The organism is uncultured Victivallis sp., from assembly GCF_944391105.1.
Classification (GTDB): domain Bacteria; phylum Verrucomicrobiota; class Lentisphaeria; order Victivallales; family Victivallaceae; genus Victivallis.
Map to the genome: position 1 here is coordinate 107,976 of NZ_CALXSK010000001.1, position 25,554 is coordinate 133,529.

Sequence of the window (25,554 nt, forward strand, 5' to 3'; positions counted from 1 at the left end):
TTTACCATAATGTTTCTTCCGCCGCAAGTCAAGACCGCGATGCGGAAAAAACGGTGGAAACCGGAAAACACAGCCGGTTTCCAATCCACGTACGGCGGGGAAGCTACCTGGCGATGGCCCTCTTCGCCTCCTCAACGAGCTTTTCGAAGCGGCGGCCGTACTCGACGTAGTTGTCGAACTTCTCCTGGGCGCGCTGATCTTCTCCGACGCTCTCGTGGAAGACGTTCTTCATGTGGGGTTCCATGGAAAATCCGCCGTCGTAACCGTTCCGCAGCAGATCCGTGACGATGCGCAGCACATCCCCCTGCCCTTCTCCGGCGAAAGTGAACTCCACCTTGTTGAAGCCGCTCGGATTGGTTTCTCCGAGAAAAATCGCGTCCTTAATGTGCACGTAGTGGATAAACTCCTTCACGTGACTGTAAAACTCCCACGAACTCTGGATCCGGTCGAGCGAATCCCCCTCGCTGCGGTCGAAGTTCAGAACGGGATTGCCCGTATCAAAGACCAGCTTGAAGTTCGGCGACTGGATTTTGTCGAGCAGCTTGAGTGTGTGTTTCCACGACATGCCGCCGTAGTTGTTGCAGTTCTCATGCAGATAGAGCACACCGGCATCCTCGCACATCTTGACGAGATACGCGACTTTGCGGAAAACGTTCTCCTCGACCTCCGGATCCCATGCGGGCCGATCCCACTGCGCCTTGAAGCTCATGCCCCGGATCATTTTGCAGTTCAGCCGTTTCATGCGGACGAGAGCGCGCTTGAGCTGCTCGATCGTGGCCTGAAAATCCTCCTCTTTGAGCGGACTCCAGCCCCAGTTCGCAACCGCGCTGCCGAAGCAGTTGATTCCGACCCCGGACTCCTCCAGCGCAGCGACGACTTTTTCGAACTCCGCTTCAGGAAGATCGTGGATGTTCTTCCCGTCGATGTTCCGCGATTCGATCCACTTCCAGCCGAGCTCCTTTGTTGCTTTGATCTGCCCGGCGATCCCGACTGCCGCTTCATCCGCAAAACCGGTGTAATACATCTTCCGATCCTTTCCTGACATCTGCTTTGTTAAGTCTGTTAACAATAATTAATGTAACGCCGCGCCGGTGATTTATCAACAACTGCACGAGATTTTTCAGAATAATTTTGCCCCGGGGAAGGGCAGAAACAAGACGATTGGAACTTGCTTTTCCTGAAAGGAAGCGGTACATTATCGGCGGAAGGAAGAAGAGTATGAAGATCATCGACGCACACATCCATTACGCCGGGCACGAGGGGTTCAATCAGACAGCCCGGGAATCCGGTCAGATCAACACCGCATCGGCCGTCGCGGAGAATTTCAGGAACAACGGGGTCGTCGCGGCAATCGCGATGGGGACGGGCCGCAGCGACGGGAATCCGGCGGGCCTCTGCGAACCGATGCGCCCGGATCTGGCCGGGCCGGTCACGGCGGAAACGTGCGCACTGCCCCGGAACATCGTCTACTGCGCGGGAGTCGATTCGGGAGCGATCACGCCGGAAAACACCGCGAAATCCCTGGAACTCTTTGAAAAATATCTGAAGACACCGCAGTGCGTCGGTCTGAAGTTCTACCCCGGATACCACCACCTCTACATGTCGGACAAACGCCACTATCCGTTCTTTGAACTCGCGGCGGCGTATGATGTTCCGGTGGTGATCCACACCGGCGACACGGCGGGAACCCGCGGACATGTGAAATACTCCCATCCGCTGACGATCGACGAGATCGCGGTCGACTTTCCGCAAACCCGTTTCGTTCTCGCACATTACGGCAACCCGTGGATCGTCGACGCGACCGAAGTTGCCGCAAAGAACGAAAACGTCTCGATCGACCTCTCCGGACTCGCCGCGGGGAAAATCGACTCCCAAACATTTCTCGCGCAGTATCGCGGTTATCTCGAATACCTGAAAACCTGGATGGCCTATCTCGGCGACTGGAGCCGTTTCCTGTATGGGTCGGACTATCCGCTGGTCAACATCGACGAATATATCAGGGTGATCCGGGCCATCATACCGGAGGAGCATCACGAGGAAGTCTTTTGCGGCAACGCGCTGCGGACGTTCCGCAAACTCGCGCGGCTCATGAAGGAGGAGGAGACGAAATGATCCGGATCGGACAGGGATATGACGTGCACAAACTCGTGGAAGGGCGCCGGCTCATTCTCTGCGGCGTTCCGGTGCCGCATTCAACCGGGCTGCTCGGTCACAGCGACGCGGATGTCGCCGTGCATGCGCTCATGGACGCGATTCTCGGGGCGCTCGCGCTCGGGGACATCGGGCAGCTCTTCCCGGACACCGATCCCGCCTGGAAGGACGCCGACAGCATGGAGCTGCTGAAGGCGGTCATGGCTGATCCACGTGTTTCGGAGTGGGAGATCGGCAATCTCGATCTGACCATCATCGCCCAGAAGCCGAAACTGCTGCCGTTCAACCTCGAAATGCGCACGAACCTCGCGCGGGGGCTCGATCTGCCGCTCGACCGTGTTTCGGTCAAGGCGACGACCACGGAGAAACTCGGCTTTGAGGGGCGCGAAGAGGGAATCGCCGCCACCTGTGTCGTCCTGCTGGAGAAAACGGTCGGAGCCTGATCCGGATCAGCGCAATTTCAACGTCGCGAGCGCAAGCAGCGCAAAAACGCCGGAGAGAATCCAGAACCGTACGACGATCTGCGTCTCGGTCCATCCTTTCCGTTCGAAGGTGTGATGAATCGGCGTGCACGGGAAGATCCGCTTGCCGGTCAACTTGAAACAGGGGACCTGCAGCATGACCGACCCGGCTTCCATCACAAAAACGCCGCCGACCAGAATCAGCAGCACCTCCTGCCGCACAAGCACCGCGAGGAAACCGATTGCGCCGCCGAGCGCAAGGCTGCCGGTATCCCCCATGAACATCGAGGCGGGGTAGCAGTTGTGCCAGAGGAATCCGATGCAGCCGCCGCAGACCGCAGCCGCGAACACCATCCCCTCCCCGGCGCCGGGGATGAACGGGACCTTCAAGTATTCCGCGAAAACCGCATGTCCCATCAGGTAGGCGAACACCGCGTAAGTGAGCGTGCAGAAGATCGTGCAGCCGGTCGCGAGCCCGTCCTTTCCGTCGGTCAGATTCACAGCGTTCGAGGTTGCGACGATGGTTCCGACCGCGACGAGAACCGTCCACGGCGCATACACCAGAACCGGCTCCTTGAAAAAGGGGAGCATGAATTCGTGCATGTACGGCCCGACCTCCGGCATGCGGAAGAGCGCCCAGACGCCGATTCCGGCGATGAGGATTTGAAGCAGAAGTTTGTACCGGCCCGGCAACCCGTTGCGATCCTTGTAGACCACCTTGCGGTAGTCGTCGTAGAAACCGACCAGAGCGAAGGCGAAAGTCGACGCCACGAGCAGGATCGAAATCGGGTTGCTCATCACGTTCCAGAAGCAGGCAGAGATGAGCACGCCGCCGATCAGCAGAATTCCGCCCATGCACGGAGTCCGGCTCTTCTCCTTGTCGATGAATTCGGCGGGGACAAGTCCTTCGAGCCGTTCGGCGGAGAGCACGTTCAGCCGCCGCAGCCGCGCCGCTGTGAATTTCCCGAGCAGGATCACGATGAGGAACGCCGTCATCGCCGCGCCGCCCGCGCGGAAGGTGACGTATTCAAACAGACGGAACGGCAGGAACTCGTTTCCGAGCAGCGAAAGCAGATACAACATGGACGAAATCTCCGGGAAAAAGGGGTTTGGTTTGCACGCGATTTACTATAAGCCTCCGCCGCTTTTTTTCCAGTCGAAAACCGAACAAAACCAGGAAAAAAAACGCCCCGGGCGGCAACAGGAGCGCACCGGGGCGAAGCCGAAGTTCGAGGGACTATTCCGTCAGCTCACATTTTTGCGAAATCTTCTCCCCCTCCGGGTTGCCGTGGTGGCCGGCGGACTGGGTGTAGATGATCTCCTTCGGTCCCTTCGCCTCGGCGAAGATCTTCGCCATGCCGAACGGCGGACAGACGTAATCGCCGAGTCCGGCCAGCAGCACGACCTTGCCGTTGTAACGGCGCATGTGGTAGATCGTGTCATAATATTTCAGCGCCTCGGTCGGCTTGATGTGCCAGGTCCCACGCAGATGACCCATCGCCGCTCCGCCGATGTCGCACATCCACGGCTGATTCAGAATCGCCTCCGTCACATCCTCGTCGAGTCCGGCCGCAAAACCGGTCTGCATACCGCCCTGGCTGTGACCTTCGACCCGGAGATTCACCCCGTCCCACTCCGGCAGGCTCTTCACGTATTCGAGCGAACGGATCAGCCGCAGCATCATGCCGTTGAAATAGGTCGTCTCGGGATCGGAATTCTCCTTCTGATCAAACGCATAGGCTTTCAATTCCCCCTGCGCGAGTTTCGAGTAATACTCCTTCGGCTGCCCGTTCAGGAAGCCGTGCGCATTGACCGAGAGCACGATGCGATCCTTCGCCATGCCGTCGTTTTTGCTGATCGGGTAGACGCCGTAGCCGAAATAAACCACCGTCGCGGGAAGCGACTTCTCTTTCGCATTCTCCGGCATGCAGAGGTAACCGGACATCGGCTTGCCGCCGGGAGCGGCGACTTTCACATCATAGCAGACCACGCCCTTTGTACGGACTTTCACGGGAACTTTTTCGAGCACCTTGAGCGGAACCTCCTTCACGCGCGCCTTCTGGCGATCCCAGAACGCGTCGAAATCCGCCGGTTCGGGGGCGACTTCGAGTTTGTCGGGCTCGACCGCGGCTCCGGAAGTGACCGTCACGTTGCGGGAACCGTTCTTCAACGGAGATCCATCCTCGTTTTCGGCCTTCACGGTCAGCCGGATGAAACCGGGAATTTTGCTCTGGGTCACGACCTTCAGGGGAGCGCCCGATTTCGCGCCGCCCTTTTCGACGATGCCGTCATCCCCGTTCCGCTCCCAGGCGAGAACTTTTCCGGCTCCCGCGGGGGTGCCGTTTTCAAACAGCTCGACCGTGAAGACGACCGGTTCTCCGACCTTGTAGGTAACCGCCGGCTTATCGGTCGTCACCCGGAAGGAGTACCCCGTCGCCGCCGGTTTCGGCGCCTCCCGAACCGTGGTAACGATCTCCGCAGGAGCAACCATCTTCTCCTGCTCATGAATGGAACAGCCTGCAACCAGCAGGAGCGACGCGAATGACGCCGCGGACAGCACAGCTTGAATCGACATATGTTTTCCTTTCGTTATTCGATCACTTCACGATCGACTGATAGCCCCGCCAGAGCAATGTAATCAGGACGATCAGCATGATGCCGACCGTCGTTGCCAGAATCCAGCGCGTCCAGTTGATCCCGCCGGTCTCGTATGCCGGATTCGGTTCCTCCGGTCCGGCGGAGTAGGAGGCGCACTCCCCTTCGGCCCGGCTTTCGGGACGGACAACCGCCGAGTCGCCGCCATAAGCGAAAATCAGCTCCGGTTCGCTGCTCTCAAAGACGATCCGGCTCCGCTCCGCCCCCGCCAGAAACCGGATCTCGTCGAGCGGCGGATTCCCGCCGTTCTCCACCTCCACCCGGTAGTGCGGAAAGCGCCTTCCGTCGAGCGGCAGTTTGGCCACCCCCTTCCCGCCTCCGGCGGTTAAGCGCCGGCAGAAGACCCTTCCGAGAAACAGAAACTTTTTCCCGTCCATGCTGCCGTAACATTCGACGCTGCGCGCAAACGGCTGTTTGGAAACGATCTCCACCTGCAGAACCGAGAATTTCTCTGGCTCGAACCGCCCGTCCACAATCGACCGCGTCTTCACCTCCCGGCGGGAACTCTCCAGCGGAGAAATGAATCCGGTCAGCGGCTCCCATGCCTGGACGGTTCGCCCGGCGAGAGCGGAGAACCGCTCGATCCGGATCCGGCGGCGCGCATACTCACCGCCCCCCGGAATCAGACCGCCTTCGACGACAGATCCCGGCGTCGGCCGTTCCTCCGGATAATCCATCACCCGGATTCGCAGATAGCGCGGAGTCGCCGGCGGAAACGTCAGAACCCGCCGTTCCGCCCCCACCCGGGAGTAGTCGAAAAACGGCTGGTCCGGCCCGAGCGGCTGAAAATGGACGCCGTCCTCGCTCGTCTCGATCCGCACGAGTTTGTCGAAATCGCGCTCGGCGGTGCGCAGTTCCACTCCTTCGATCGTCTCGCGCGCGGGATTGTCGAAGACCACTCCCGGCGTACGGTCGGAAGAGTAATACGGTTTCGATACGAGTCCGAGCGCCCCCAGCGACTTCCGTTCGACCGAAATTGTGACCGGCTCGAACCGGAACGGAACGGGGGTTCCCTCCGGCGTGAACAACGCACTGTTCGCATGAGCAACCCCCTTCACGGCGAGCTCACGGTCGACCGGAACCGTGCCGAGCGCACCTTCGCCGTTCTGCCGGGTCAGGATCTTCCGCCACGGGTAGGAGGCGGGACTCCCGGAGTCCGCCGCGCCGCAAACCGCGGCGGCGGCGAACAGCCCGAGCAGGCCTGCAAGGAGCGACAACCGTCTTTTCATCTCTGTAACTTCCCCGCGCGGCGACGCATCATTTCCCGAGCAGATCGTCGATCAGAATCTTCACATTCTTCACGAAATCCGGATGACGGGTCACGCAGGGCAGATGGCCCGGCAGGAAATTCACGACCCGGCCGCCCCAGCGGGTGAACGACTCGGTGCACTGCGGAAAGGTTCCCATGCTGATCGTCGTCTGCATCAGGATCGTGAAGGGGCGGGTCTGCTCCAGCCCGGTGTAGATCTCATCCTGGGGAAAATCCATCGGCACGAGCTTTTTCGCAAGCGGATGACGGGTTTTCGCCGGGACGACCTGATACGGTTCATGCGGATGAAAGCTCGGTTCGAACCCGTCCGGATCGTTCCCGCGCACCCAGCGGAAGCCGGAGGACTCCCGGAACCAGTCGTAGGGCCAGAATGCGGAACTCGCACCGTGCAGCAGCAGCATCGGCCTGCCTGCCTCGCAGTAGCGTTTCACCGACGCCGCCGCGGCCTCGTCCGGAATCGGCAGATTGCAGGTGTCGGCGATCATGTTCAGGATCAGCAACTCGCACTCCCCGGCCAGATCGTATGCCGTGAAGCACGACCAGTCGTTCTCGTAAAACCGCATTTCCGGATAATCGGTTGCAATCTCCTCGTACGTGTTCTTTCCGGGAGAGGTATTGTAATGGTCGTCCGCCGCAAAAAGTATCATTTTTCCGTCCTTGTGTGGTTAAAACAGCGTTTTCATATTTTAGCACAAATTCGGATTTTTTTCCACTTTTTGCGGCGGAGATTTTTCTGAAAAGCTCACTGCCTGCGGACCGGGTGCGGATTTCCGGTCCACTCGTACCGTCCGAGCGCCGAAGAGAGCAGCGCGATGTTTTCGAGCCGGCCGCACGCCTGGCGCAGGATTCCGGTCAGCGCCAGGAAAACGATCCCGCTCTCCGCGTTGCACGTCCCTTTGCGCAGGCTTTCCAGGTAAAGCTCCTCCATCCGGTCGATCCGCGAGCGGATCTCCGGCGCAAGTTCCCGAACCAGAGCGACGGACTCCGTCTGCCCGAATTCAAGGGAGTCGAACACATGATCGGCCATGCGTCCGACTTCGCGCAGGAGCTCCCGCAACTCCTTCTCGGTTTTTTTCGAAAGTTTTCCGCGCCGCTCGACGAAACGCGCCGACTCCCGGGCGAGCTGTCCGGCATAATCCGCGAGACACTCGGCGTCATTCACACAGCGGGTCAGCACAGGAATCGCCGCGGACTGTTCCGCGGTCAGCGGCCGCTGCGCCAGCTGAGTGAGATAGGAGGTGATCTCCTGCTGGATGCGTTCGATCCGGGCGGTGCGTTTGCGGAACTCCTCACGCTTCGAACCGTCGCTCCTGCCGTCGAGAACGTTTTCCGTGCATTTCCCGAGCAGATGCCAGGCGCCGCGCGTGAGCGTACGCAGACGGCCGACCGCCTGATGCAGCGCGATCGGCGGATTTTCGAGCAGATACGGATCAAGACTCGTATACTTGACCTTCTTGCGCACCGGAATCAGCCGTTCGCAGACCCGGGCCATCGGCATGACGAACGGCAGCAGCAGAATCGCGGTGAATACGTTGAACAGCGTATGCGCGTTCGCAATGTGTCGCGGAACATTTTGCGCCACCGCACCGAACGCATCCCCCGGCGTCACCGCGTCGACGATGTGGAAGAAGACCGGAATCCCGGAACTCCCCCACGGCACGTAGAAGAACACCAGCATGACCACCGTGCCGATCACGTTGAAGAGCGTGTGTGCCAGCGCCGCCTGCTTTGCGACCCGGTTGGCCGGAATCGCCGCGAGCTGCGCAGTGACGGTCGTCCCGATGTTCGCACCGAGCACGAGCGGCATCGCGGTGTAGAGATTGATGAGACCGCCCGCACCGAGCGCGATCACAATGCCGGTCGAAGCCGAGCTCGACTGGATGATCATCGTCACCACCAGCCCGATCAGCAGTGCGCCCAGCACCGCTCCGAACGGCATCACGCCGTCGACCGGCGTGCAGTCGAAGCGGGCGAAGAGATCAGTCACGATCCGGAAATCCGCAATCCGCGTCAACTCGTCGCTCATCATCACCATCCCCAGAAAGAGGAATCCGAAACCAAGCACGGTCTCCCCGATGCCGCGGCAGTTGCGATATGGAATGAAGAAGAGCAGCAGTCCCACGATGATCGCCGGGAGCGCCAATGCTGAAATGTCGAACGAAACGATCTGCGCGGTGATGGTCGTGCCGATATTCGTGCCGAAGATGATGCCGATCGACTGCGCGAGGTTCAGCAATCCCGCGTTGATGAAACCGATCACCATGACCGTCGTTGCGCTCGACGACTGAATCACGGCGGTCACCCCGGCGCCCGCGAGCAGTCCGATGAAGCGATTGCGCGCAAAGAGCTGAATGATGGTTTTCATCTTCTCCCCGGCGGTCTTCTGAAGTCCGTCGCTCATCAAATGCATGCCGAAGACAAAGATCGCAAGTCCCGCGAACGCTCCGATGAGCAGACTCCACAAATTCAGCCCCATGACTTCGACGGTCACGCCGCGGGTCAGGAGTCCCCCGTCCTGCCCGGCCGGCTTGATCTCAATACCGTAAACCCCGGTTGCCTCCCCGAGCGTGACGCGCGTGGCGGCCACCCCGTCACGGTCGGTCAGCACTTTCGAGTGCGAGAACTGCAGACTTCCCCCCTCCGGAGCCCGCACCGGCTCGAAGTAGACCTCGCGCCCGGCGACCGGCGCACCGCCGGAGTCGACCAGCCGGACCGCGACCGGATCCGCGAGGCGGCCCCCCGCCGCCCCCTCCCGACGCCCGGCGAGAAGTTCAATCCCGGTCACGAAGCGGCAGACCAGACTCCTGCGTTCCGCTCCCTCCGGCGTGATCCGCAGATAGTTGTCCCCGAGTTTCCGCCCGGCCGTGACCGGAATCCGCACCACGCCCCCCGCGTCGGAACGCAGTACCCGTTCCGGCGTCGTGAGCTCGGAGCCCGGTTCCGCTTCGACCGTGACGGCACAATCCGCCACCGGATCGCCGCCGGAATCGGTCAGTTCAAGCACGAGCTCCACCGGGAACGGTTTCCCGGGAAGCGCGGACTGCCCGGCTCCGCGCAGGATTCGAACCGAATCAACTTTCCCCTCCCCCTGCGGCGAACACCCCGCGAGCAGTGCGGCGAACAGGCTGACCAGAGCGAACCGTACCAGCCGGCTTTTGCGTTTCCACCTCATACCCTGCCCGCTCCGATTTTGCGATGCCACATCGCCGCCAGCGGAGTCGCGATGAAGATCGACGAGTAGGTTCCGATCACGATCCCGAGCATCATGACCAGCACGAAATCGTTGATGACGATTCCGCCGAAGCAGAACATCACCGCGACCACGAGGAAGGTGGTCACGCTCGTGAGCAGTGTGCGGCTCAGCGTCCGGTTGATCGAGATGTTGATGATCTCCCGGAACGGTTTCTCCGGCATCAGACGCGCATCCTCACGAATACGATCGAAAATAATGATCGTGTCGTTGATTGAATATCCGATGATCGTCAGCACCGCCGCGATCACCGGAAGCGAAAGTTCGCGCCCCAGAAGGACGAAAAGTCCGAGCGAAATAATCACGTCATGCACGAGCGCAAGAATTCCCGCCGCCGCGAACGAGAGCTCGAAACGGATCGAAATATAGATGCTCATCCCGAGCAGCGCCACCAGAATCGCGATGATCGACGCCCGGCCGGTCTCCGCCCCGACCAGTCCGCCCACGGTCGTCTCCTGCCCGTCCGACGCCTTCAACTGCGGAAACGTCTCGTTGAGGAGCGAAACGACCCGGCTGCTCAGAGAAAGCGAAGCCTCTCCGTCCGCATGGCTGCGGTCGCGGATCAGGATCTCAAGTTTGCGGTTGTCGTGCGCGGCGGGATTCGATTTGTAGTTGATCCGCACGTTCGGGTCGATTGCACCGAGAAGTTTTTCGAGTTCCGCGACCGGAACCGGCTCCTCATAGGAGCAGCTGATCCGGGTTCCTCCCGTGAAATCAACGCCGAGCATTCTCTCCCCGCGGAACTCGAAGAGCAGCAGACTCCCGAGAATCAGCAGCCCTGAAACGAGAAACGCGATCTTCCGTTTCCCGAGAAAATCGAACGTCGGATTCGAAAAAACCCGGCACATCTTCAGCGTCTTCCAGTTGCGGAACCGGAGCGCGTAGTCGAAGATCAGCCGCGTCAGGCAGAGCGCCGTGAACATGCTCGAAAGAATACCGATCGACAGACTCACCGCAAACCCCTTCACCGGCCCGCTCCCGAGATACATCAGAATCAGCGCGCAGATCAGCGTCGTGATGTTCCCGTCGAACACCGCCGAAAACGCCTTGTCGTAACCGAGCTCAATCGCATTTGCAAGACTCTTCCCGGCGGACAGCTCCTCGCGGATCCGCTCGAACACCAGCACGTTCGCATCGACCGCCATGCCGAGCGTCAGGATCACGCCCGCGATGCCGGGCATGGTCAATGTCGCGCCGAACGCCGCCATCGCACCAAGAATCAGCACCACATTCGCCGCGAGTGCGATGCACGCGATCACCCCGGCCCGGAAGTAGTAGACACACATGAAGATCGTCAACAACGCCGCCGCGAGCAGTCCGGCGTAGACGCCGTTCCGCACATTGTCCGCGCCCATCGACGGCGCGGTGTCGTAGACGGCCGTCACGTTGATCCGGAACGGGAAGCTCCCGGCGCTCAGTGCGTCGGCGATCTGCTGTGCCTCCTCGTTCGAGAACGAGCCGGAAATCTCGGCGCTGCCTCCGGTGATGACCGACTGGATCACCGGCGCGCAGTAGAGCTCGCCGTCGAGCACGATCGCGAGCTGGCGGTGCAGATTCTCCGCAGTGACCCGGGCGAATTCCGCCGCCCCCTGCGGATTGAATTCCAGCGCGATTTTGAGCTGGCCGAACTGGTCGCGCACGACCATCGCCTTCGAAACCGACTGTCCGGTCATCTCCGGGCGGCGTGCCACGAGGTAGCGCATGCCGTCGCGCCCGTTCTCCTCAAGCACCTCGTATCCGGGCGGCGCGAGGAACGTGGCCGGATCATAGTTTGCGAGCAGACGCGCGCTGTCGGGATGCACAAGGCGGAAATTCAGCTTGCAGCTCATCCGGATGAGCGAAAGAAGTTGATCCTTCTCATCCTTCGATGTGATCGGCGCCTTCAGCGAGACCGAACGCGAACCGAACGGCATGATCTCCGATTCGAAGATATTCTGGGATTCGAGCCGCCGCCGCAGAGTGTCGATCGCCTGGTCGCGATAACGGCTGAATTCGGATTCGAATTTCCGCTCCAGTTCCGCGACGCCTTCTTTTCCGGCGTCGCCCGCGGATTTTGCGAGCAGCTCACGGTCGGGAACGAGTTCCAGAATGAACTCCACTCCGCCGTTCAGGTCGAGCCCGAGCCGGATCGACCCGGAGGCTTCGCGGCGGACCAGCGCAATCACGTCCGCATTCCCGGCGAGTTTCCCGTCCGGCGGAACCAGCGACACGAGGTCGATCTTCTTCGCCTCGGCCGCCTCGAGCAGTGCCGTGGACGGATTCAGCCCCGGCTGCGACGCCTGAAGCGCCTTTGCGTCGACAATCAGCGCGGCAGCGACGGGATCGTCCGGTTCGCGAAGCGTGTTGCGGAACGTCTCATAGAAATCCCGCGGCGTAAGCGGGTGGATGGAAAACGCGAACACCGCGATCACCGCGGCGATGACAAAGGTGCGCAGCTTGAGAAATTTTCCGCCCATGCGTCAAATCCTCCCGCCATTCACCGCCGGGACCTCCGGCTGCGACTTCAAAACGGCCTCCTTCATGCGGGACGCCGCAAAAACCAATCGAGTTCGTCTCATACTCTCTCTTTCTCTGAATGAATACCGGTAAAAAAAACGGAACTCATCGGAAGAGCAGACCGGACTCTGGGCGCGATCTCACGCGCCCGCCGGAAGCGGGAAATGAAACAGTGCCGGTACGCTCAGCCGATGCGCACGGCACAAGGCCCGGCCCGGACTTCGAGCGTCGAAGCGAGCCAGAAGAGTATTTGAGGAGGAAAATCCGGAACCGGGACGACGCCCCGCACTTCCGGCACGGAACAGACGGAAAAGTTCACCGCCTCGCAGGCGGAGGCAGGAAATCTCGGCGGAATCGGGCGGACCGTCCCGCCGGAACGCGCGACCCGCGCCCCCCGCAGCCAGTTCCCGGGCAGCAGCGCCTCGTCCGGAGAAACCGGAACCGGGCTCTGGAAAAAGCCCGCGTCAACCGTTTCCCCGGAGCACTCCGCCGGAACCGGCGTGGAAACCGGAATCCCCCTTTTCCCGGCATCATGGCAGATGCCCGCGACCCCGATCAGGGCCGAAAAAAGAGTCAAAATAAGGAGGATCTGTTTTTTCATCAATGAACCGCCGCTTTGGGTTTGCCTTTTATTTAACATAGCAGACCCGGCCGTTTTTTTCAATCCGGAAAACTTTTTTTGCGGTGATCCGTTGTGAAAAATCACTTGACAAAGTGTTTTGCGTAACGCTCCGGAATCTCCCGCATGTCGAGGAGGATCAGGAAGTCGATCGTCCCGAACTCCCGGTCGTAAGCGGGCGGACCGCACACTTTTGCCCCGAGCTTGATGTATCCCTTGAAGAGCGGCGGCAGCGTCCGGATCATGCCGGAGCCGCGCTCCTCGAGACAGCGGTCCACCTCCGACGGATCGACCGGATCGAGTTCGAACCCGGGGCGCGGCGTCGCGGAGAGCCGGTCACTGACCATATTGTTGCGCCGGAAATATTCGTAGAGCGCCAGCGCGGCGGCGGGGTCGCTCTCCTCGAGGCTCGCGCAGCCGAAGAGGTAGTCGAACGCCGTCTGCGGATGCGGACGACAGCGGCGGGCGTAGCTCACGATCAGCGACTTCGACGGTTTCGGGCGGCAGCGCAGCGCGGCAAGCCCGCCCCAGAGCATCCCGACCACGGCGCCGCTGCGGAACTCCGGCGCCACACAGGAACGGCCCACTTCGCACATCCGCCGCCGCAGTGGAGCAAGTCCCGAAATTGCGAACTCCTCCTCGGAATAGAAATTCCCGGCCGCGGCCGCCCCCTCTCCCGAAAGGATGCGATAGGTTCCGACCACGTCACCGCCCGCCTTCTCCTGGACGAGCAGATGGCGGCAGTAGCGGTCGAACCGGTCACGGTCGATGCCGCCGGAACAGGTCGTCAGCCGTCCCTGCTCCTCCTTGAAGACACGGTAGCGCAGCCGCTGCGCCGCGGCGACCTCGGAGGGGGTCTCCGCAAGTTTCAACCGGAAGTGCTCCTGTTCGACCAGAACCGGCGACTCCCGCCGAACCGGGAGATGGTGCAGCCAGTGGTCGATATTTCCCCGGACTTTATCCGAACACAGCGTCTGTACGATCAATGTCATCATAATAGCTCCTTTCTCTTTGGAGATGTGTCTCTGTCATTTTTTAAGCAAACGGCGTGCCAGAATCGTTTTCCCGCTCAAAAAAGAGTATATTCCACCCTGGAATCGAAAAAATGTGTACATAAAAACAACTATCGATATACATATTATGCACACATAGTTCGGATTGCGAATACGTTTCCGGCTTTCTTCGGATAAAATATCACAACGCGACGGAAACGAAAGGGAGAAGCAGTTAGAACTCGGTCAGGAGTCGGTGAGCAAACGGTAATCACCTGGAGGACTCGTGTACCGTCGAGTTCCGCATCGTACCATGGAAACCTGCCTGAGCCCGACACTGGACGAAGCCGATTTCAGAGGACTTGCAATCCATAAGCAATGGTATATAGTAACTCCAAGGCCTTTACACCGATCTTTCAGCGAAAAGTTGTCCCATTGAGGGGTGAGAGACGCAGACCGCCGGAGGATGCCGTAACTTCTACAGATAAAATGAGGATATAAAAAACATGCGCAGACTGTTATCAACTGCTGCATTCCTATACTTTTCGATTGCCGTTTGCACCGAAATCAGTGGAGATGGTAAATTCAGAAAAGACAATATAACTGATGCCATTGCTGCTGTAGCCGAAATGCGTTCAAATGAAAAACTTAATCCAACAGAACGCGTAAAGATAAGAGAAAAATCAATCACGATCATAAAGTATGAGTTGTCAATATTATTTTCACAGATAAAATCACCTTCTGATGTTAAACTGCTGAATGATGTCGTAACGGATAATGAACTTTTCCTCTTCTGTATTGATTTCATCATAGCGGAACAAAACAAACTTGATGACGATGTCGCCAGTGAGACGATAGATTATGTTATCAAAAATGCCCATAATGATTCAGCGGTTAAATATGTAAATCACATGCTTTTGTCAGATTGTCCTCTAAGCAGATATACAGAAAACACCCAGGATTTTATTGTTGACAACCTGAAACTGAACAAGATCAAATTCTATGGATATTGGATCCTGTCCGATGCAAACAAGGGGAAATTATACCATTTTTATCAATCGCAAAGCCGGAAATTACTGCAGGGTCGTCGTCATAAACAATCTCATGCAGTTCCATTATTTTCAACAATTCTGCTGGCCTCTGATGGAGATAAAACTGCTGTTGAACGATTGTCTGAACTGATAGACCATATTGACACAAGCAACAACTTTGATTTATTTTATGTCATCATAGGGGCAGCAATAACAAAACAGCCATCATTGATGGAGAAGTTAACTATACTTTTGAAAGAAGATAAAAGAGAGAGATTTTTCGGCCATGATTCAATGCCTGAAAAAATAACTCTCAGGAACGAAGCAGCAGCCTCATTTTCTCTTCTTGATGATAAATTTCCAGCAACCTCGTTTTGGGATGATTCATCGATGGAACACATGGATCAATGTGTTTTATGGCTAAAAGAAAATAAATTAAATCTTGATATTGATACGAACACCTTGATCAAGAAAATTCAAAACACCAGGTTGGTCGATCTTGAAAAATCATTTAATAAATTCAATATCAATAAATAACCATGATTTTTTCATAATCGACTGCAATACTGCCGGCAGAGTCATTCAAGATGACATCTTCAGCAAAGTAAAACCATTTCTTACCGACTATTGGCCTCTGGAAACTGAGGAGTGATAAAAAAAGCGGCGTACCCCGGATTGCAGGGAAACGCCGCCGTGCGGAAAAATCAGGAATTACATCCAGTGTTTCAGCAGCTCCTCGCGCGAAAGCGTCGTGAAGTAGGCCGCCGGAATGTCGAGAATCGTGAACGCGCCGGAACGCTTCTCCTTCGCAAGCCGCGCCGCCGCACGCGCATGAGCGACGAGCACGTTCGCCGTCGCCTCCGGGTTGCTCCCCCAGATGCAGCGGTATTCGACACGCGCGACGTTGCCGTTTCCGGTTTCGCCGACCGCGATCGCAAGCCCGTCGTGCGGGAAGCCCTTGTACTTCTCGTCAAGCTCCTGCTGGCTCACGAAGTTCACCGTGGTCTTGTACGGAGCAAAGTAACCGGGCATCTCGAGAATCGCCTTTGTGACGGCCTCCTTGTCCGCGCCCTCCTCCAGCACGACGAAGCACTCGCGCGTGTGCATGTCGCCCGGCTCGAAGGCCGGATTCTCACCGCGCCGGACGCGCTCGATCGCCTCGGGAATCGCATGCGTGAACTGACGCGCGTCCTTCACACCCGGAATCGTCCGCAGCGCGTCGGAGTGGCCCATGCTGAGTCCCCCCTTTTCGCCGAGTCCGTAAAATCCGTAGGCGCGCGCGCCGGGCACGAACGCCCCGCCGAGCACGCGTTCAAGCGAAAAGATGCCCGGATCCCAGCCGGTCGAAATGACCGAAACATGGCCCGCCGCTTTCGCCGCCGCGTCGACCGAGGCGAAATACTCCGGAATCCGGCTGTGGTTGTCGAAGCTGTCGACCGTGTTCACATACTTCGCGAACTCCGGTCCCTGCACCGGCAGATCGTTCTTCGAGCCGCCGCAGAGAATCGCCACGTCGGGGCGGAACGCCTTCTGCCACCCTTCCACATCCGTGATCGCCATGACCGGGACGTCCGGCAGCTCCTTTTTCACGCGCTCCGGCGAGCGGCTGACGACGCCGACGAGCTCCATATCGGGATTGCGGCCGAGCGCGAGCTTCACGCCGCGGCCGACGTTGCCGTATCCGACAATCATCACACGAATCTTTTCCATAAAATCCAATCCTCCTGAAATTCGGTTCCGGTGAAAAATCCTTTTACAATACTCCGGCAACCTTTTTTTTTCAACAGAAACCTTCTTTTTTTTCTGGAAAACCGATTCGAAAAAACCGGGAGAAGGTTGCGTTTTGCCGTTGCCGGTGTTATAGTATTTTTCAGAATCATATTGAAAATGCGGAACCAATCCGCGTCAACCTAATTTCATATTACAGAAAATGATAAATAAGAAAAGCGAAACTCCGGTTGTCATTCCGCCATTTCCGGAGTCGTTTCCGGTGGAGGCCCCCGAATACTTCAACTTCGGCTACGACGTCATCGACCGGTGGGCCGAGAAAGACCGCAACAAACTCGCCATGATCTGGCGCAACCAGAAGGGCGAGGAGAAACGGTTCACGTTCCACGACCTCTCCCGCCTCTCGAACCAGGCGGCGAATCTGCTGTTGAAACACGGGATCACCCGCGGCGACCGCGTCATGATCATGCTTCCACGGCTGCCGGAGTGGTGGATCTTCTCTCTGGCGCTGATCAAGCTCGGCGCGATCCAGTGCCCTTCCCCGACGCTTCTGACGCCGCATGACCTTGAGTTCCGGGTCAAGTTCGGCAAGTTCAAAATGATCATCACCGATACCGAAAACGCCTATAAATTTGACGAAATCTACGATGAGTGCCCCGCGCTCGCCTCGCGGCTCCTCGTCGACGGCGAGCGGCCGAACTGGATCAGCTACCGCGCCGAAATCGCCGGACCCAATGCGAAACTTTCTCAACGCGAGGTCAAAAGCCCGGTCAAGATCCGCACGAAATCCGACATGCCGATGCTGCTCATCTTCACAAGCGGAACGAGCAAATATCCGAAGATGGTGCTGCACAACCACGCCTACGCGCTCGGCCACCGCGTCACGGCCGAACTCTGGCACGGACTCACTTCGAACGACCTGCACATGACCGTCTCCGACACCGGATGGGGGAAGAACCTCTGGGGCAATTACTTCGGCCAGTGGATCGTCGGGTGCTGCATCTTCATCTACGACATCCGCGGGAAATTCCACGCGGACGAGCTTCTGCCGCTCATCGAAAAATATGAGATCACAAGTTTCTGCGCCCCGCCGACGGTCTACCGGATGCTCACGCTCTCAGACCTCTCCCGCTTCGACTTCTCGGAGCTCAAGCACTGCACGACCGCGGGCGAACCCATGCAGACCGAAACCATCCGGCTCTGGAAGGAAAGCACCGGCCTTACCATCCGCGAAGCCTACGGCCAGACCGAAACCGTCTGCATGATCGGAACCTTCCTCGGCATGAAAGTCAAACCCGGTTCGATGGGCGTACCCGCCCCCGGCTGGGATATCGAACTGCACGACGACGACGGCAACCCCGTTAAAAAAGGCGAGGACGGGCGCATTGCACTCTGCCTTGAACCACATCGGCCGGTCGGGCTTATGGTCGAATATCTCGACAAGCCCGAAGAGAATGCCGCCTCCTTCATCGGCGACTACTACTACACCGGCGACCGCGCCTACTGCGACGAGGACGGCTATTTCTGGTTCATCGGACGCAGCGACGACATCATCAAGAGCTCCGGTTACCGGATCAGCCCGTCGGAAGTCGAGGACGTGCTCGCGAAACATCCTGCCGTGCTCGAAGTCGCCGTCGTCGGAGCCCCGGATCCGCTGCGCGGGGCGAAAGTCAAGGCGTACATCGTATTGCGGCCCGACTTCGAAGCGACCGAAAGTCTCGTGCGCGAACTCCAGCAGTTCGTGAAACGCGAGACCGCCCCCTACAAGTATCCGCGCGAAATCGAATTTGTCGCGCACATGCCCAAGACCTTCTCCGGCAAGATCAAGCGCGATGTGCTCCGCCGTCACGCCCAGACCGGACAGAACTGGGAGGAATAACCTTTCCGGAAACCGGGAGAAAGAGGAGTCATGACCGGAAATAAACGCCGCCGTTCCGGTGAACGCGGCGCGGCGATTTTCGAATCGGTCGCCGCGCTGCTGATTCTGTGTCTGCTCTTTTTCGGAATGCTGCAGATTTTCTACTGGTGCATCCAGCAGCAGTTCTGCGAATATGCCGCCTTCTACACGGCGAAGTCGGCGGCGCTCGGCTACCGGCCGAACTTCTGCATGCGCGCCGCGCGCGTAGCGGCGATCAGCATCTCCGGCAAACGACGCGGCAGCAGCAACGTCTCCGAAACACAGGGGGCGACGAACTACATGACCTCCGGCGACGCGAGCGGCATCTATTATGAGTACTGGTATCCGCAGAAGTCGAACGATCCGGAACTCTATTTCACCGCAGGAACCGGAACCATCGCAAGCGGCACGGTGCGACTTCTGAACGCTCCGCTGCTCGGACCGGGCTTTGCCGCACTGCTCGGAATCGCGGACAATCCGGAACCCTCCGGCAGCGTTCAGACCTACAACTATTCGCTGCTGTACATGGAGTGACGGGCAGATGCTGTCGGGGAAACGCCATACGGGCCGCCGCGCCGGAGAGTCGGGACAGGTTCTGCTGACCGGGATCATCATGATGCTGATCCTGCTGCTCGGCATTCTGCTGATCTTCGATGTGCACAATGTGATCCGCGCGAAATACAAGGTCGAAACCGCCCATCAGGCCGCCGCGCTCGCGGGAGCCGAATGGCAGAAGGAGTCGCTGAACCTCATCGGTGAAATCAATCTCATCAAGGCGTGTGAAACCATGCTCGAACCGGACGATCCCTGGCCGGAATACCTCCCGGAAGCCGGGCTTGACGCGGAAGAACAACGGGAACGAGAACTGCTCTCCCGCGTCGGAATCCTGACTGAAATGCAGACCCGCATCTCATTCCTCGGACCGCTGGTCGGTTTCGCGGCCGCGCAGCAGGCGGCCAAGCAGAACGGGCTCAACCCGGGCGGAGTGAGCCTCGACCTGTACCATCCGCAAAGCAAACCGCTGCAGGATTATGTTGACCTGCTCGATGAAAACCGCCGTTATCTCGACGTCGAGACGGTCAACAACTTCAAGTGGCGCGAGCCCTACCGCAACATGGTGCAGAGCATTGTCGACCAGATGGTGGCGGTCTTTCCGAACGCGCGCGTCGCCGGCAATCCGATCGTGGAACCGGCGGGGCTGGCCAGAAACGCGCTGTATGCGGAAATCCTTCAGCACCGGGCGGAAATCAAAGCCGCCGATCCCCCGGCCCAGAGCAGCTGGCTCGGCGAAATCTATCCCTTCGTCAAAGAGAAGACCGACGCGGATTATGAGGGCAGGTGGTGGAACATCGACTACGCGATGGCGGATTTCCCGAACGAGAGCGAAATCTTCACGCTCGGGGTGGAATTCAGCGCCGGAGGTTACGACGACGCGACTTACAACCTGATCCAGAGCACATTGCCGAACCATACCGTCTACCGTCCGGGAGAGATGCCTTCGCTGCGTTTCTGTCTCTACGACAACTTCTGGTATCCGGAGTACTACCGGCGGAACTACAGCAGTTACGACGACGACCATTTCAGCTGGTGGTACGAGGCCGGCGTGCTGCGAAAGCCGGTCAAGCCGCAATATGTCTACGAAGGGCCCGCCGCCTACGCGGAGGGATCGGTGGTGCTGGATATGGTTTCGCGCTACGACTACGACTCCTCGCCCTCCGACGGGACGCGGCAGATGGCGCTCGACAAACGGTTCCGCCACAACGACTGGAAGAGCGATGACGACGGCAACAACCTCTTCCGCCGTCGCATCGGCGCCAGGCGGACTTCGACCGCTTCGGGCGAGAACACCACCGATTACCGTCCCGGCGCGATCGCCAAGGTGCTCGGAGAACTCGACGGCGAACTCCCGCCGATCACCGTTCCGGTCATCCTGCCGGTGTTCGACAATACGACGCTCACGCCGACCTACATGCCGCTGCCCTACGGCTTCGGGGTGCTGCGGACTGCGAATTCGGCGCTCGACCGCTTCCTGAACTGGCTTTCGACCCAGGAGTCGCTCTTCGACTACACCGATTCCCCGCCGATCGGAACCGAAATCTATTTGCAGGCGCTGCAATATCTGACCGACGGCCCCGGATTCCGTTATTACGGCTGGAATCCGTCGTGGAATGCCGACTCCTTCGATCGCGCCTACCGGGCACGGGCGGATCAGCTCTTCGACAACCGGAGCTTCGTCTATTCGCAGAGCAACCCGGACGGCGCCGGCTGGCTGCAGGAGCCGCAGATCTGCACGGTGTACACCTCCGCGGAACGGGGAATCAAGGAGGTGACCGACTATCTGAACGGCGGAGTCGCCAACCGCTTTTTCCGGTCGCCGGGAAGTTCGGAATATATCGTGGTCGACTCGACCGGCCACATCGTGACGAACGACGAACAGGATCCGACTGTGCTGTACAGCGTCGGCGGCGGAACCGGCGGCAGCGGCCCCGGATTCGGCGGATCTCAAAACAAGCCGGATACGCAGCCCGGCCCACCGAGGATCTGACGATGAGAAGAAACAGCTTTTCCAGACGCTGCGCCGAATCCGGCCAGGCGATGCTCGAATTGACCGCGATGCTGGTCGGACTCATCGCCATGATGCTCGGCGTCATCTTCGTTGCGGGGCTTGCGCTCGCGGACAACCGCACGCTGCTCTCAGCAAAAGTCGCGGCGGAACGGGGCGCCCGGGTCGGAATCGAGCCGCGCACCGCCCTGACGGAGGTGTCCGGCTGGCACTATACCCGGACCGATGTGGGGCCGGATTCCGATCTTGTCACACCGTTTTCGGCGGCGGATTACACGGTTCGTTCCCGGCTCGGGTCCTCCGTCGACAACGTGCAGTCCGCCGCTTCCGGGGAGATTCACTCGTCGGAAAACGCCGATTACGCCTACCGCTGGATGAGCCCGCGCACGTTTGATACGCGCTTCGAGTCAGACTTCACGGGGAGCTTGTCGAACGCATACAACGCGGCCGATCTGGTTCAGGGGACCGGAAACTCCGCAATCGATCCGGTCAGCAACTTCGATTCGGGATATCAGGAGAACGCCTCCGGCGCAATGCGGAACGCCTTCCACGAATGGTTCGGAATCCGGATCAACGACACGCTGCTCTACACCAGCCCGGCGAATCAGGTCTACATGCCTGCCGCCGCCGATACAGAGCAGAAAGAGAGTGGATTATGAAGTGGATTCTCGCCCCCGACTCCTTCAAGAACTGTCTCCGGTCGCCGCAGGTAGCGGCGTATCTCGCCGAAGGGATCCGGGAAATTTCGCCAGGGGATACGATCATTGAGCTGCCGCTCGCGGACGGTGGAGAGGGGACGGTCGAGGCGGCCGCACGCGCCACCGGCGGGCGTCTGGAAGAGTGTCGCGTCAGCGGGCCGCTCGGAGAACCGGTCATGGCGCATCACGCGTTGCTCTCCTCCGGATGCGCACTCCTCGAACTGGCGGAAGCCGCCGGACTGGAACGGATACCGGAATCCGGGCGTGACCCGCTGCGGACCACGACCTTCGGGGTCGGCGAGCAACTGCGAAACCTGCTCGACGCGGGAATCCGCAACTTCGTCATCGGCATCGGCGGAAGCGCGACCGTCGACGGAGGGATCGGGCTCTTTCAGGCGCTCGGCGGACTCTGCCGTGACGCGGCAGGGCGGGAGATTCCGGCAGGAGCGGGGGGTGGCGTTCTGGAACGCATCGCGTTTCTCGATGTCGCCGGGCTGCATCCGGGAGTAGCCAAATCGGTCATCCGCATCGCTTCGGACGTGACCAATCCGCTCACCGGTCCGCGCGGAGCCGCCCGGATTTTCGCGCCGCAGAAAGGGGCCTCCCCCGCGGAAGTCGAACGGCTCGAACGCGGGCTGATCCGCTGGGCGGAACTCTGGAACGACCCGGGGGACTCTCCCGGCGACGGAGCGGCCGGCGGAGTCGGTTTTCTGCTGCGGAAACTCGGAGGGCGCATGGAGTCGGGCGCAGCGCTGCTGCTCGATCTCGCGCAGTTCGACCGCCATCTTGACGGAACCGACTGGGTCGTGACCGGAGAGGGGCGCACCGATTTCCAGAGTCTCGACGGAAAACTCTGCGCCGTCGTCGCAGCAAGAGCGGCGGCGAAGGGGGTTCGCACAATCCTCTGTTCCGGTTCGATCGAACCGGATTTCCGGGCCGCGTGTTTCGCGGGCTGTTTCTCCGTCGCCTCCGGCCCGGGAACGCTGGAGCAGGCATTTGAACAAACGCCGGAAAATCTGCGCCGCATGGGACGCAGTCTCGCCGGAATTCTGAAAGGTCATCTATGAGCATCGCCGTCATCACCACAGGAACTGAACTTCTCAAGGGAACCACCCTCAATACCAATCTCGCGTTTCTCGGCCGGGAACTCGGCTCGATCGGTCTTGCGATCCGCCTCGCGCTCACGGCCGGGGATCACGAGCGGGATCTTTATGCCGCCTTCTCGGAGGCGCTCGACAGCGCCGATACGCTGATCGTGACCGGAGGGCTCGGCCCCACCCGGGACGACATCACGCTTGACGCGACCGCCCGCTTTTTCGGCCTCGAACTTGCACCGCATCCGGAACTGGTGCAGAAGGTCACACAATTCTGGGGACTTCGCCACCGCGGGCGGGTTCCGAAACCGGTTCTGCGCCAGGCTCGCGCGCCGGAGGGAGCGGTCTTTCTGCCGAATCCGAACGGTTCCGCCACCGGCTACCGGATCGAAACCGTTTACGGCGGACGCACACGACGCATCTATCTGCTGCCGGGGCCGCCGCGCGAATTCGAACCGATGGTGAAGGCGGCGCTGCTGCCGGAACTTGCAGCGACGCCGGAACAAACCGGACACGAGTACACCCTCGGATTCCTCGCAGCCGGAGAACCGGAATTTCAACTTCAGGTGCGTCTGGAAGAGGCGCTCTCCTCCTTTCCGGTCGAACTCGCGTACTGCGCGACTCCGTCGGGGACGCGGGTATTCGTCTCCGGCGCCGACCGGGAGCAGGTGCACAAAGCCGCGGAACTCGCCCGAACCCTCGCTGGACCGGCCCCCCTCCCCTTCGGAGAACTTGCGCTGCCGGCCCCGGTTCTCGCCGAACTCGAACGACGGAAGTGGCATCTCGTCACAGCGGAATCCTGCACCGGCGGCATGATCTCCGCCGCGTTGACCGCGATCCCCGGATCTTCAAGGAGCTACCTCGGCGGCGCGGTCGTGTACAGCAACGAACTCAAACATCGGCTGCTCGGCGTGCCCCGGGAGATCTTCAATTCGTTCGGCGCGGTCAGCGCCGAGTGCGCAACGGCGATGGTCGACGGAGCCGCGGAACAATTCGGAGCGGAGTGCGCCGTCGCCGTGACCGGCATCGCGGGCCCCGCGAGCGACGACACCAACAAACCGGTCGGACTCGTCTACATCGGCGTCCGGGCCGGAGAAAAACGGATCGTGCAGGAATTCCATTTCACCGGCGACCGCGACAGCGTACGGGAACGCAGCTGCGGGAACGCGCTTCTGATGCTCTATCGCCTACTCCATGAGGACGAGGTCGATACCGCTGCCGCTGCGGGACGGTAGCAGTTTCGCACTGCGCGGCGCGGGACCGACGTCGGGAAGCTTTTCGGAACGCAACGCCAGCCGGATCAACACCTGAAGCGGCAACGGCTCCTCCCGGAAGCGGTCTACTTCAAGCTCGACCGTGAGGGCCGGATTCGCCAGATGCGCGGCGGTCAGGCTCCGAACGACCCGCCACTGCCGCGCAAGCGTCGTGCCGAAATACTCCGAACTGCCGCCCGAATAGCGATGAACCAGTCGCGAAAAATCCGCCAGCAGAAGCAGTTCCAGAATCAGCGCTGCACAGAGCACAATCTCCGCCGTTTTCCGGTAGTCGCCCCGCAGTGCCGTGAATCCACGCCATGCCAGCAGCAGCCACGCGAACGCCACGACCGAATTGTAGTGCGTCTGCGGTTCGACCCGGAGAACCAGAAGCTCCACGGCCAGAAAAACAACCGTGATTCCACCGCAGACACAGAGGCGGTCGAACGTATTGAGCTCCTTCCTCCGCCACCTCCGGATCACCACGATCGCACCGAGAATCATGAAGAACACGATCACGGGAATCGATAGAACGACCCACATTCCCGGAATTCCCAGTCCGACCTCGGGCGCGAACCGGTCCGTGAATCCGAATGCAGTCAGATTCTGCCAGCATTTGACGACCCCGCCCAGCGCGGTGAGGAACGAAACCCGAATCGCACCGACGTCGGGCGAGTACCCCCGGATGCACCGATAAAGAAACGGGGAAAGCACAATCAACACCCCCGCCCCGACAGCGCAGAATTTCCACCACTCCCGCCGGAACAGTTCGAACCGGAACAGCAGCACCCCCGCCGCAAATCCGAGCGGAATCGCCACTGAAACCGGATGCAGATAGAACATCAACGCAAACAGCCCCCCCGCCCATACCACCATACTCATCCGACCGTCGCGGAAAAAGTGTGCGGCGCAGACCACGTACCAGAGCGACATCGGCAGCAGCCAGATGTTGTCCCACGGCATGCGCAGATAAAACCAGATAAAAGGGGAGCAGAACCAGAGCGCCGCCCCCGGCCCCGCCGGAAGATGCAGACAACGAGCGAGCCGCAGCAGCGCTCCCCAGCAGAGCCCGAGCAGCAGAGCCCCTTTGATCGCCACAATCACCACCGGATCGGAAGTCGCGAGCAGAAGAAGCTGATTGAGCCAGACGATCAACGCGCCGTAGGCGACCCCGGTCGAGCCGGGCAGTCCGTGCAGTGCGGGGCGGCCCGCTTCATTCGCGTCAAGCGCCAGGGCAATCAGCCGCGCCTCGTCGCGAAGCCACACCGTATCGCCCGGATACCACAACGCAAGCAGCGTCGCGGCGGCGGCAAACAGAAGAAAATAATCGAACTTTTTCCAATCGAACTTCATACTTTTCATAAAATAGCAGACAAAATCCGGATTTACAACTGGA

Annotated in this window: 20 protein-coding genes; 9 read left to right on the forward strand and 11 right to left on the reverse strand. The window is 59.8% G+C overall.

Features of this window, described 5'->3' with window-relative positions; translation table 11 throughout:
• Positions 1-103 precede the first annotated feature (103 nt).
• Entirely contained in the window at positions 104-1,024 is a 921-nt protein-coding gene (locus Q0K10_RS00455; protein ID WP_294501737.1) for a sugar phosphate isomerase/epimerase, read from the reverse strand.
• Positions 1,025-1,218: 194 nt separating this feature from the next.
• Here Q0K10_RS00455 and Q0K10_RS00460 point away from each other — a divergent pair, with 194 nt between their 5' ends.
• Both Q0K10_RS00460 and ispF read left to right on the forward strand, forming a co-directional pair.
• Complete coding sequence (locus Q0K10_RS00460) at positions 1,219-2,112, forward strand: amidohydrolase family protein (RefSeq protein WP_294501740.1); 894 nt, start codon at positions 1,219-1,221, stop codon at positions 2,110-2,112.
• The gene (ispF, locus tag Q0K10_RS00465; RefSeq protein WP_366942912.1) at positions 2,112-2,594 is read left to right on the forward strand and encodes a 2-C-methyl-D-erythritol 2,4-cyclodiphosphate synthase; all 483 of its coding nucleotides are present in this window, start codon (positions 2,112-2,114) and stop codon (positions 2,592-2,594) included. The genes Q0K10_RS00460 and ispF overlap by 1 nt, the downstream gene beginning before the upstream one ends.
• 6 nt (positions 2,595-2,600) lie before the next feature.
• Here the strand turns inward: ispF and mraY are convergent, their stop codons facing one another.
• The 8 genes from mraY to Q0K10_RS00505 all read right to left on the reverse strand — a co-directional run bounded on the left by mraY (position 2,601) and on the right by Q0K10_RS00505 (position 13,897).
• Positions 2,601-3,695: a phospho-N-acetylmuramoyl-pentapeptide-transferase gene (mraY, locus tag Q0K10_RS00470; RefSeq protein ID WP_294501747.1), complete on the reverse strand. Its 1,095-nt coding sequence runs from the start codon at positions 3,693-3,695 to the stop codon at positions 2,601-2,603.
• A 154-nt stretch (positions 3,696-3,849) separates the two neighbouring features.
• Positions 3,850-5,187, reverse strand: coding sequence for an acetylxylan esterase (locus tag Q0K10_RS00475; RefSeq protein WP_294501750.1), 1,338 nt, complete (start codon positions 5,185-5,187; stop codon positions 3,850-3,852).
• 22 nt (positions 5,188-5,209) lie between these two features.
• Complete coding sequence (locus Q0K10_RS00480) at positions 5,210-6,496, reverse strand: hypothetical protein (RefSeq protein WP_294501753.1); 1,287 nt, start codon at positions 6,494-6,496, stop codon at positions 5,210-5,212.
• A gap of 28 nt (positions 6,497-6,524) precedes the next feature.
• Complete coding sequence (locus tag Q0K10_RS00485) at positions 6,525-7,184, reverse strand: ThuA domain-containing protein (protein ID WP_294501756.1); 660 nt, start codon at positions 7,182-7,184, stop codon at positions 6,525-6,527.
• 95 nt (positions 7,185-7,279) lie between these two features.
• A complete protein-coding gene (locus Q0K10_RS00490) occupies positions 7,280-9,709 on the reverse strand; it encodes a Na/Pi symporter (protein ID WP_294501759.1) in 2,430 nt (809 codons plus the stop codon).
• Positions 9,706-12,243, reverse strand: a complete 2,538-nt coding sequence (secD, locus tag Q0K10_RS00495) for a protein translocase subunit SecD (RefSeq protein WP_294501762.1) — start codon at positions 12,241-12,243, stop codon at positions 9,706-9,708. The genes Q0K10_RS00490 and secD overlap by 4 nt, the downstream gene beginning before the upstream one ends.
• A gap of 224 nt (positions 12,244-12,467) precedes the next feature.
• On the reverse strand, positions 12,468-12,884 hold the full coding sequence (locus Q0K10_RS00500) for a hypothetical protein (RefSeq protein WP_294501767.1): 417 nt from the start codon (positions 12,882-12,884) through the stop codon (positions 12,468-12,470).
• Positions 12,885-12,985: 101 nt separating this feature from the next.
• Positions 12,986-13,897, reverse strand: coding sequence for a GNAT family N-acyltransferase (locus tag Q0K10_RS00505; RefSeq protein ID WP_294501769.1), 912 nt, complete (start codon positions 13,895-13,897; stop codon positions 12,986-12,988).
• Between the two features lie 503 nt (positions 13,898-14,400).
• On the opposite strand from Q0K10_RS00505, the gene Q0K10_RS00510 reads away from it, so the two are divergent.
• Positions 14,401-15,462: a hypothetical protein gene (locus Q0K10_RS00510; RefSeq protein ID WP_294501771.1), complete on the forward strand. Its 1,062-nt coding sequence runs from the start codon at positions 14,401-14,403 to the stop codon at positions 15,460-15,462.
• A 174-nt stretch (positions 15,463-15,636) separates the two neighbouring features.
• Here the strand turns inward: Q0K10_RS00510 and Q0K10_RS00515 are convergent, their stop codons facing one another.
• Positions 15,637-16,635, reverse strand: coding sequence for a diaminopimelate dehydrogenase (locus tag Q0K10_RS00515; protein ID WP_294501773.1), 999 nt, complete (start codon positions 16,633-16,635; stop codon positions 15,637-15,639).
• 220 nt (positions 16,636-16,855) lie between these two features.
• On the opposite strand from Q0K10_RS00515, the gene Q0K10_RS00520 reads away from it, so the two are divergent.
• From Q0K10_RS00520 to Q0K10_RS00545, 6 genes are read left to right on the forward strand one after another with little or no spacing between them, the layout of a single operon-like run.
• Positions 16,856-18,532, forward strand: a complete 1,677-nt coding sequence (locus Q0K10_RS00520; protein WP_366942903.1) for an AMP-binding protein — start codon at positions 16,856-16,858, stop codon at positions 18,530-18,532.
• Between the two features lie 30 nt (positions 18,533-18,562).
• The gene (locus tag Q0K10_RS00525; RefSeq protein WP_294501777.1) at positions 18,563-19,084 is read left to right on the forward strand and encodes a hypothetical protein; all 522 of its coding nucleotides are present in this window, start codon (positions 18,563-18,565) and stop codon (positions 19,082-19,084) included.
• A 7-nt stretch (positions 19,085-19,091) separates the two neighbouring features.
• On the forward strand, positions 19,092-21,095 hold the full coding sequence (locus Q0K10_RS00530) for a pilus assembly protein TadG-related protein (protein WP_294501779.1): 2,004 nt from the start codon (positions 19,092-19,094) through the stop codon (positions 21,093-21,095).
• 2 nt (positions 21,096-21,097) lie between these two features.
• Positions 21,098-21,772, forward strand: coding sequence for a hypothetical protein (locus Q0K10_RS00535; RefSeq protein ID WP_294501781.1), 675 nt, complete (start codon positions 21,098-21,100; stop codon positions 21,770-21,772).
• Positions 21,769-22,878, forward strand: coding sequence for a glycerate kinase (locus Q0K10_RS00540; protein ID WP_294501783.1), 1,110 nt, complete (start codon positions 21,769-21,771; stop codon positions 22,876-22,878). The genes Q0K10_RS00535 and Q0K10_RS00540 overlap by 4 nt, the downstream gene beginning before the upstream one ends.
• Complete coding sequence (locus Q0K10_RS00545) at positions 22,875-24,140, forward strand: nicotinamide-nucleotide amidohydrolase family protein (protein ID WP_294501785.1); 1,266 nt, start codon at positions 22,875-22,877, stop codon at positions 24,138-24,140. The genes Q0K10_RS00540 and Q0K10_RS00545 overlap by 4 nt, the downstream gene beginning before the upstream one ends.
• On the opposite strand, the gene Q0K10_RS00550 is transcribed toward Q0K10_RS00545, so the two are convergent.
• Positions 24,093-25,520: a hypothetical protein gene (locus Q0K10_RS00550; RefSeq protein ID WP_294501787.1), complete on the reverse strand. Its 1,428-nt coding sequence runs from the start codon at positions 25,518-25,520 to the stop codon at positions 24,093-24,095. The genes Q0K10_RS00545 and Q0K10_RS00550 overlap by 48 nt on opposite strands.
• Positions 25,521-25,554: the final 34 nt, after the last annotated feature.

Bases quoted from the DNA above. Each gene is read 5' to 3' on its own strand.
- Q0K10_RS00535 (WP_294501781.1), top strand. From the start codon at position 21,098: ATGAGAAGAAACAGCTTTTCCAGACGCTGCGCCGAATCCGGCCAGGCG.
- Q0K10_RS00540 (WP_294501783.1), top strand. From the start codon at position 21,769: ATGAAGTGGATTCTCGCCCCCGACTCCTTCAAGAACTGTCTCCGGTCG.
- Q0K10_RS00520 (WP_366942903.1), top strand. From the start codon at position 16,856: ATGATAAATAAGAAAAGCGAAACTCCGGTTGTCATTCCGCCATTTCCG.
- Q0K10_RS00490 (WP_294501759.1), bottom strand. From the start codon at position 9,709: ATGAGGTGGAAACGCAAAAGCCGGCTGGTACGGTTCGCTCTGGTCAGC.
- secD (WP_294501762.1), bottom strand. From the start codon at position 12,243: ATGGGCGGAAAATTTCTCAAGCTGCGCACCTTTGTCATCGCCGCGGTG.
- Q0K10_RS00545 (WP_294501785.1), top strand. From the start codon at position 22,875: ATGAGCATCGCCGTCATCACCACAGGAACTGAACTTCTCAAGGGAACC.
- Q0K10_RS00455 (WP_294501737.1), bottom strand. From the start codon at position 1,024: ATGTATTACACCGGTTTTGCGGATGAAGCGGCAGTCGGGATCGCCGGG.
- Q0K10_RS00525 (WP_294501777.1), top strand. From the start codon at position 18,563: ATGACCGGAAATAAACGCCGCCGTTCCGGTGAACGCGGCGCGGCGATT.
- Q0K10_RS00460 (WP_294501740.1), top strand. From the start codon at position 1,219: ATGAAGATCATCGACGCACACATCCATTACGCCGGGCACGAGGGGTTC.
- Q0K10_RS00530 (WP_294501779.1), top strand. From the start codon at position 19,092: ATGCTGTCGGGGAAACGCCATACGGGCCGCCGCGCCGGAGAGTCGGGA.
- Q0K10_RS00510 (WP_294501771.1), top strand. From the start codon at position 14,401: ATGCGCAGACTGTTATCAACTGCTGCATTCCTATACTTTTCGATTGCC.
- Q0K10_RS00485 (WP_294501756.1), bottom strand. From the start codon at position 7,184: ATGATACTTTTTGCGGCGGACGACCATTACAATACCTCTCCCGGAAAG.
- Q0K10_RS00480 (WP_294501753.1), bottom strand. From the start codon at position 6,496: ATGAAAAGACGGTTGTCGCTCCTTGCAGGCCTGCTCGGGCTGTTCGCC.
- Q0K10_RS00500 (WP_294501767.1), bottom strand. From the start codon at position 12,884: ATGAAAAAACAGATCCTCCTTATTTTGACTCTTTTTTCGGCCCTGATC.
- Q0K10_RS00515 (WP_294501773.1), bottom strand. From the start codon at position 16,635: ATGGAAAAGATTCGTGTGATGATTGTCGGATACGGCAACGTCGGCCGC.
- Q0K10_RS00550 (WP_294501787.1), bottom strand. From the start codon at position 25,520: ATGAAAAGTATGAAGTTCGATTGGAAAAAGTTCGATTATTTTCTTCTG.
- Q0K10_RS00475 (WP_294501750.1), bottom strand. From the start codon at position 5,187: ATGTCGATTCAAGCTGTGCTGTCCGCGGCGTCATTCGCGTCGCTCCTG.
- mraY (WP_294501747.1), bottom strand. From the start codon at position 3,695: ATGTTGTATCTGCTTTCGCTGCTCGGAAACGAGTTCCTGCCGTTCCGT.
- Q0K10_RS00505 (WP_294501769.1), bottom strand. From the start codon at position 13,897: ATGATGACATTGATCGTACAGACGCTGTGTTCGGATAAAGTCCGGGGA.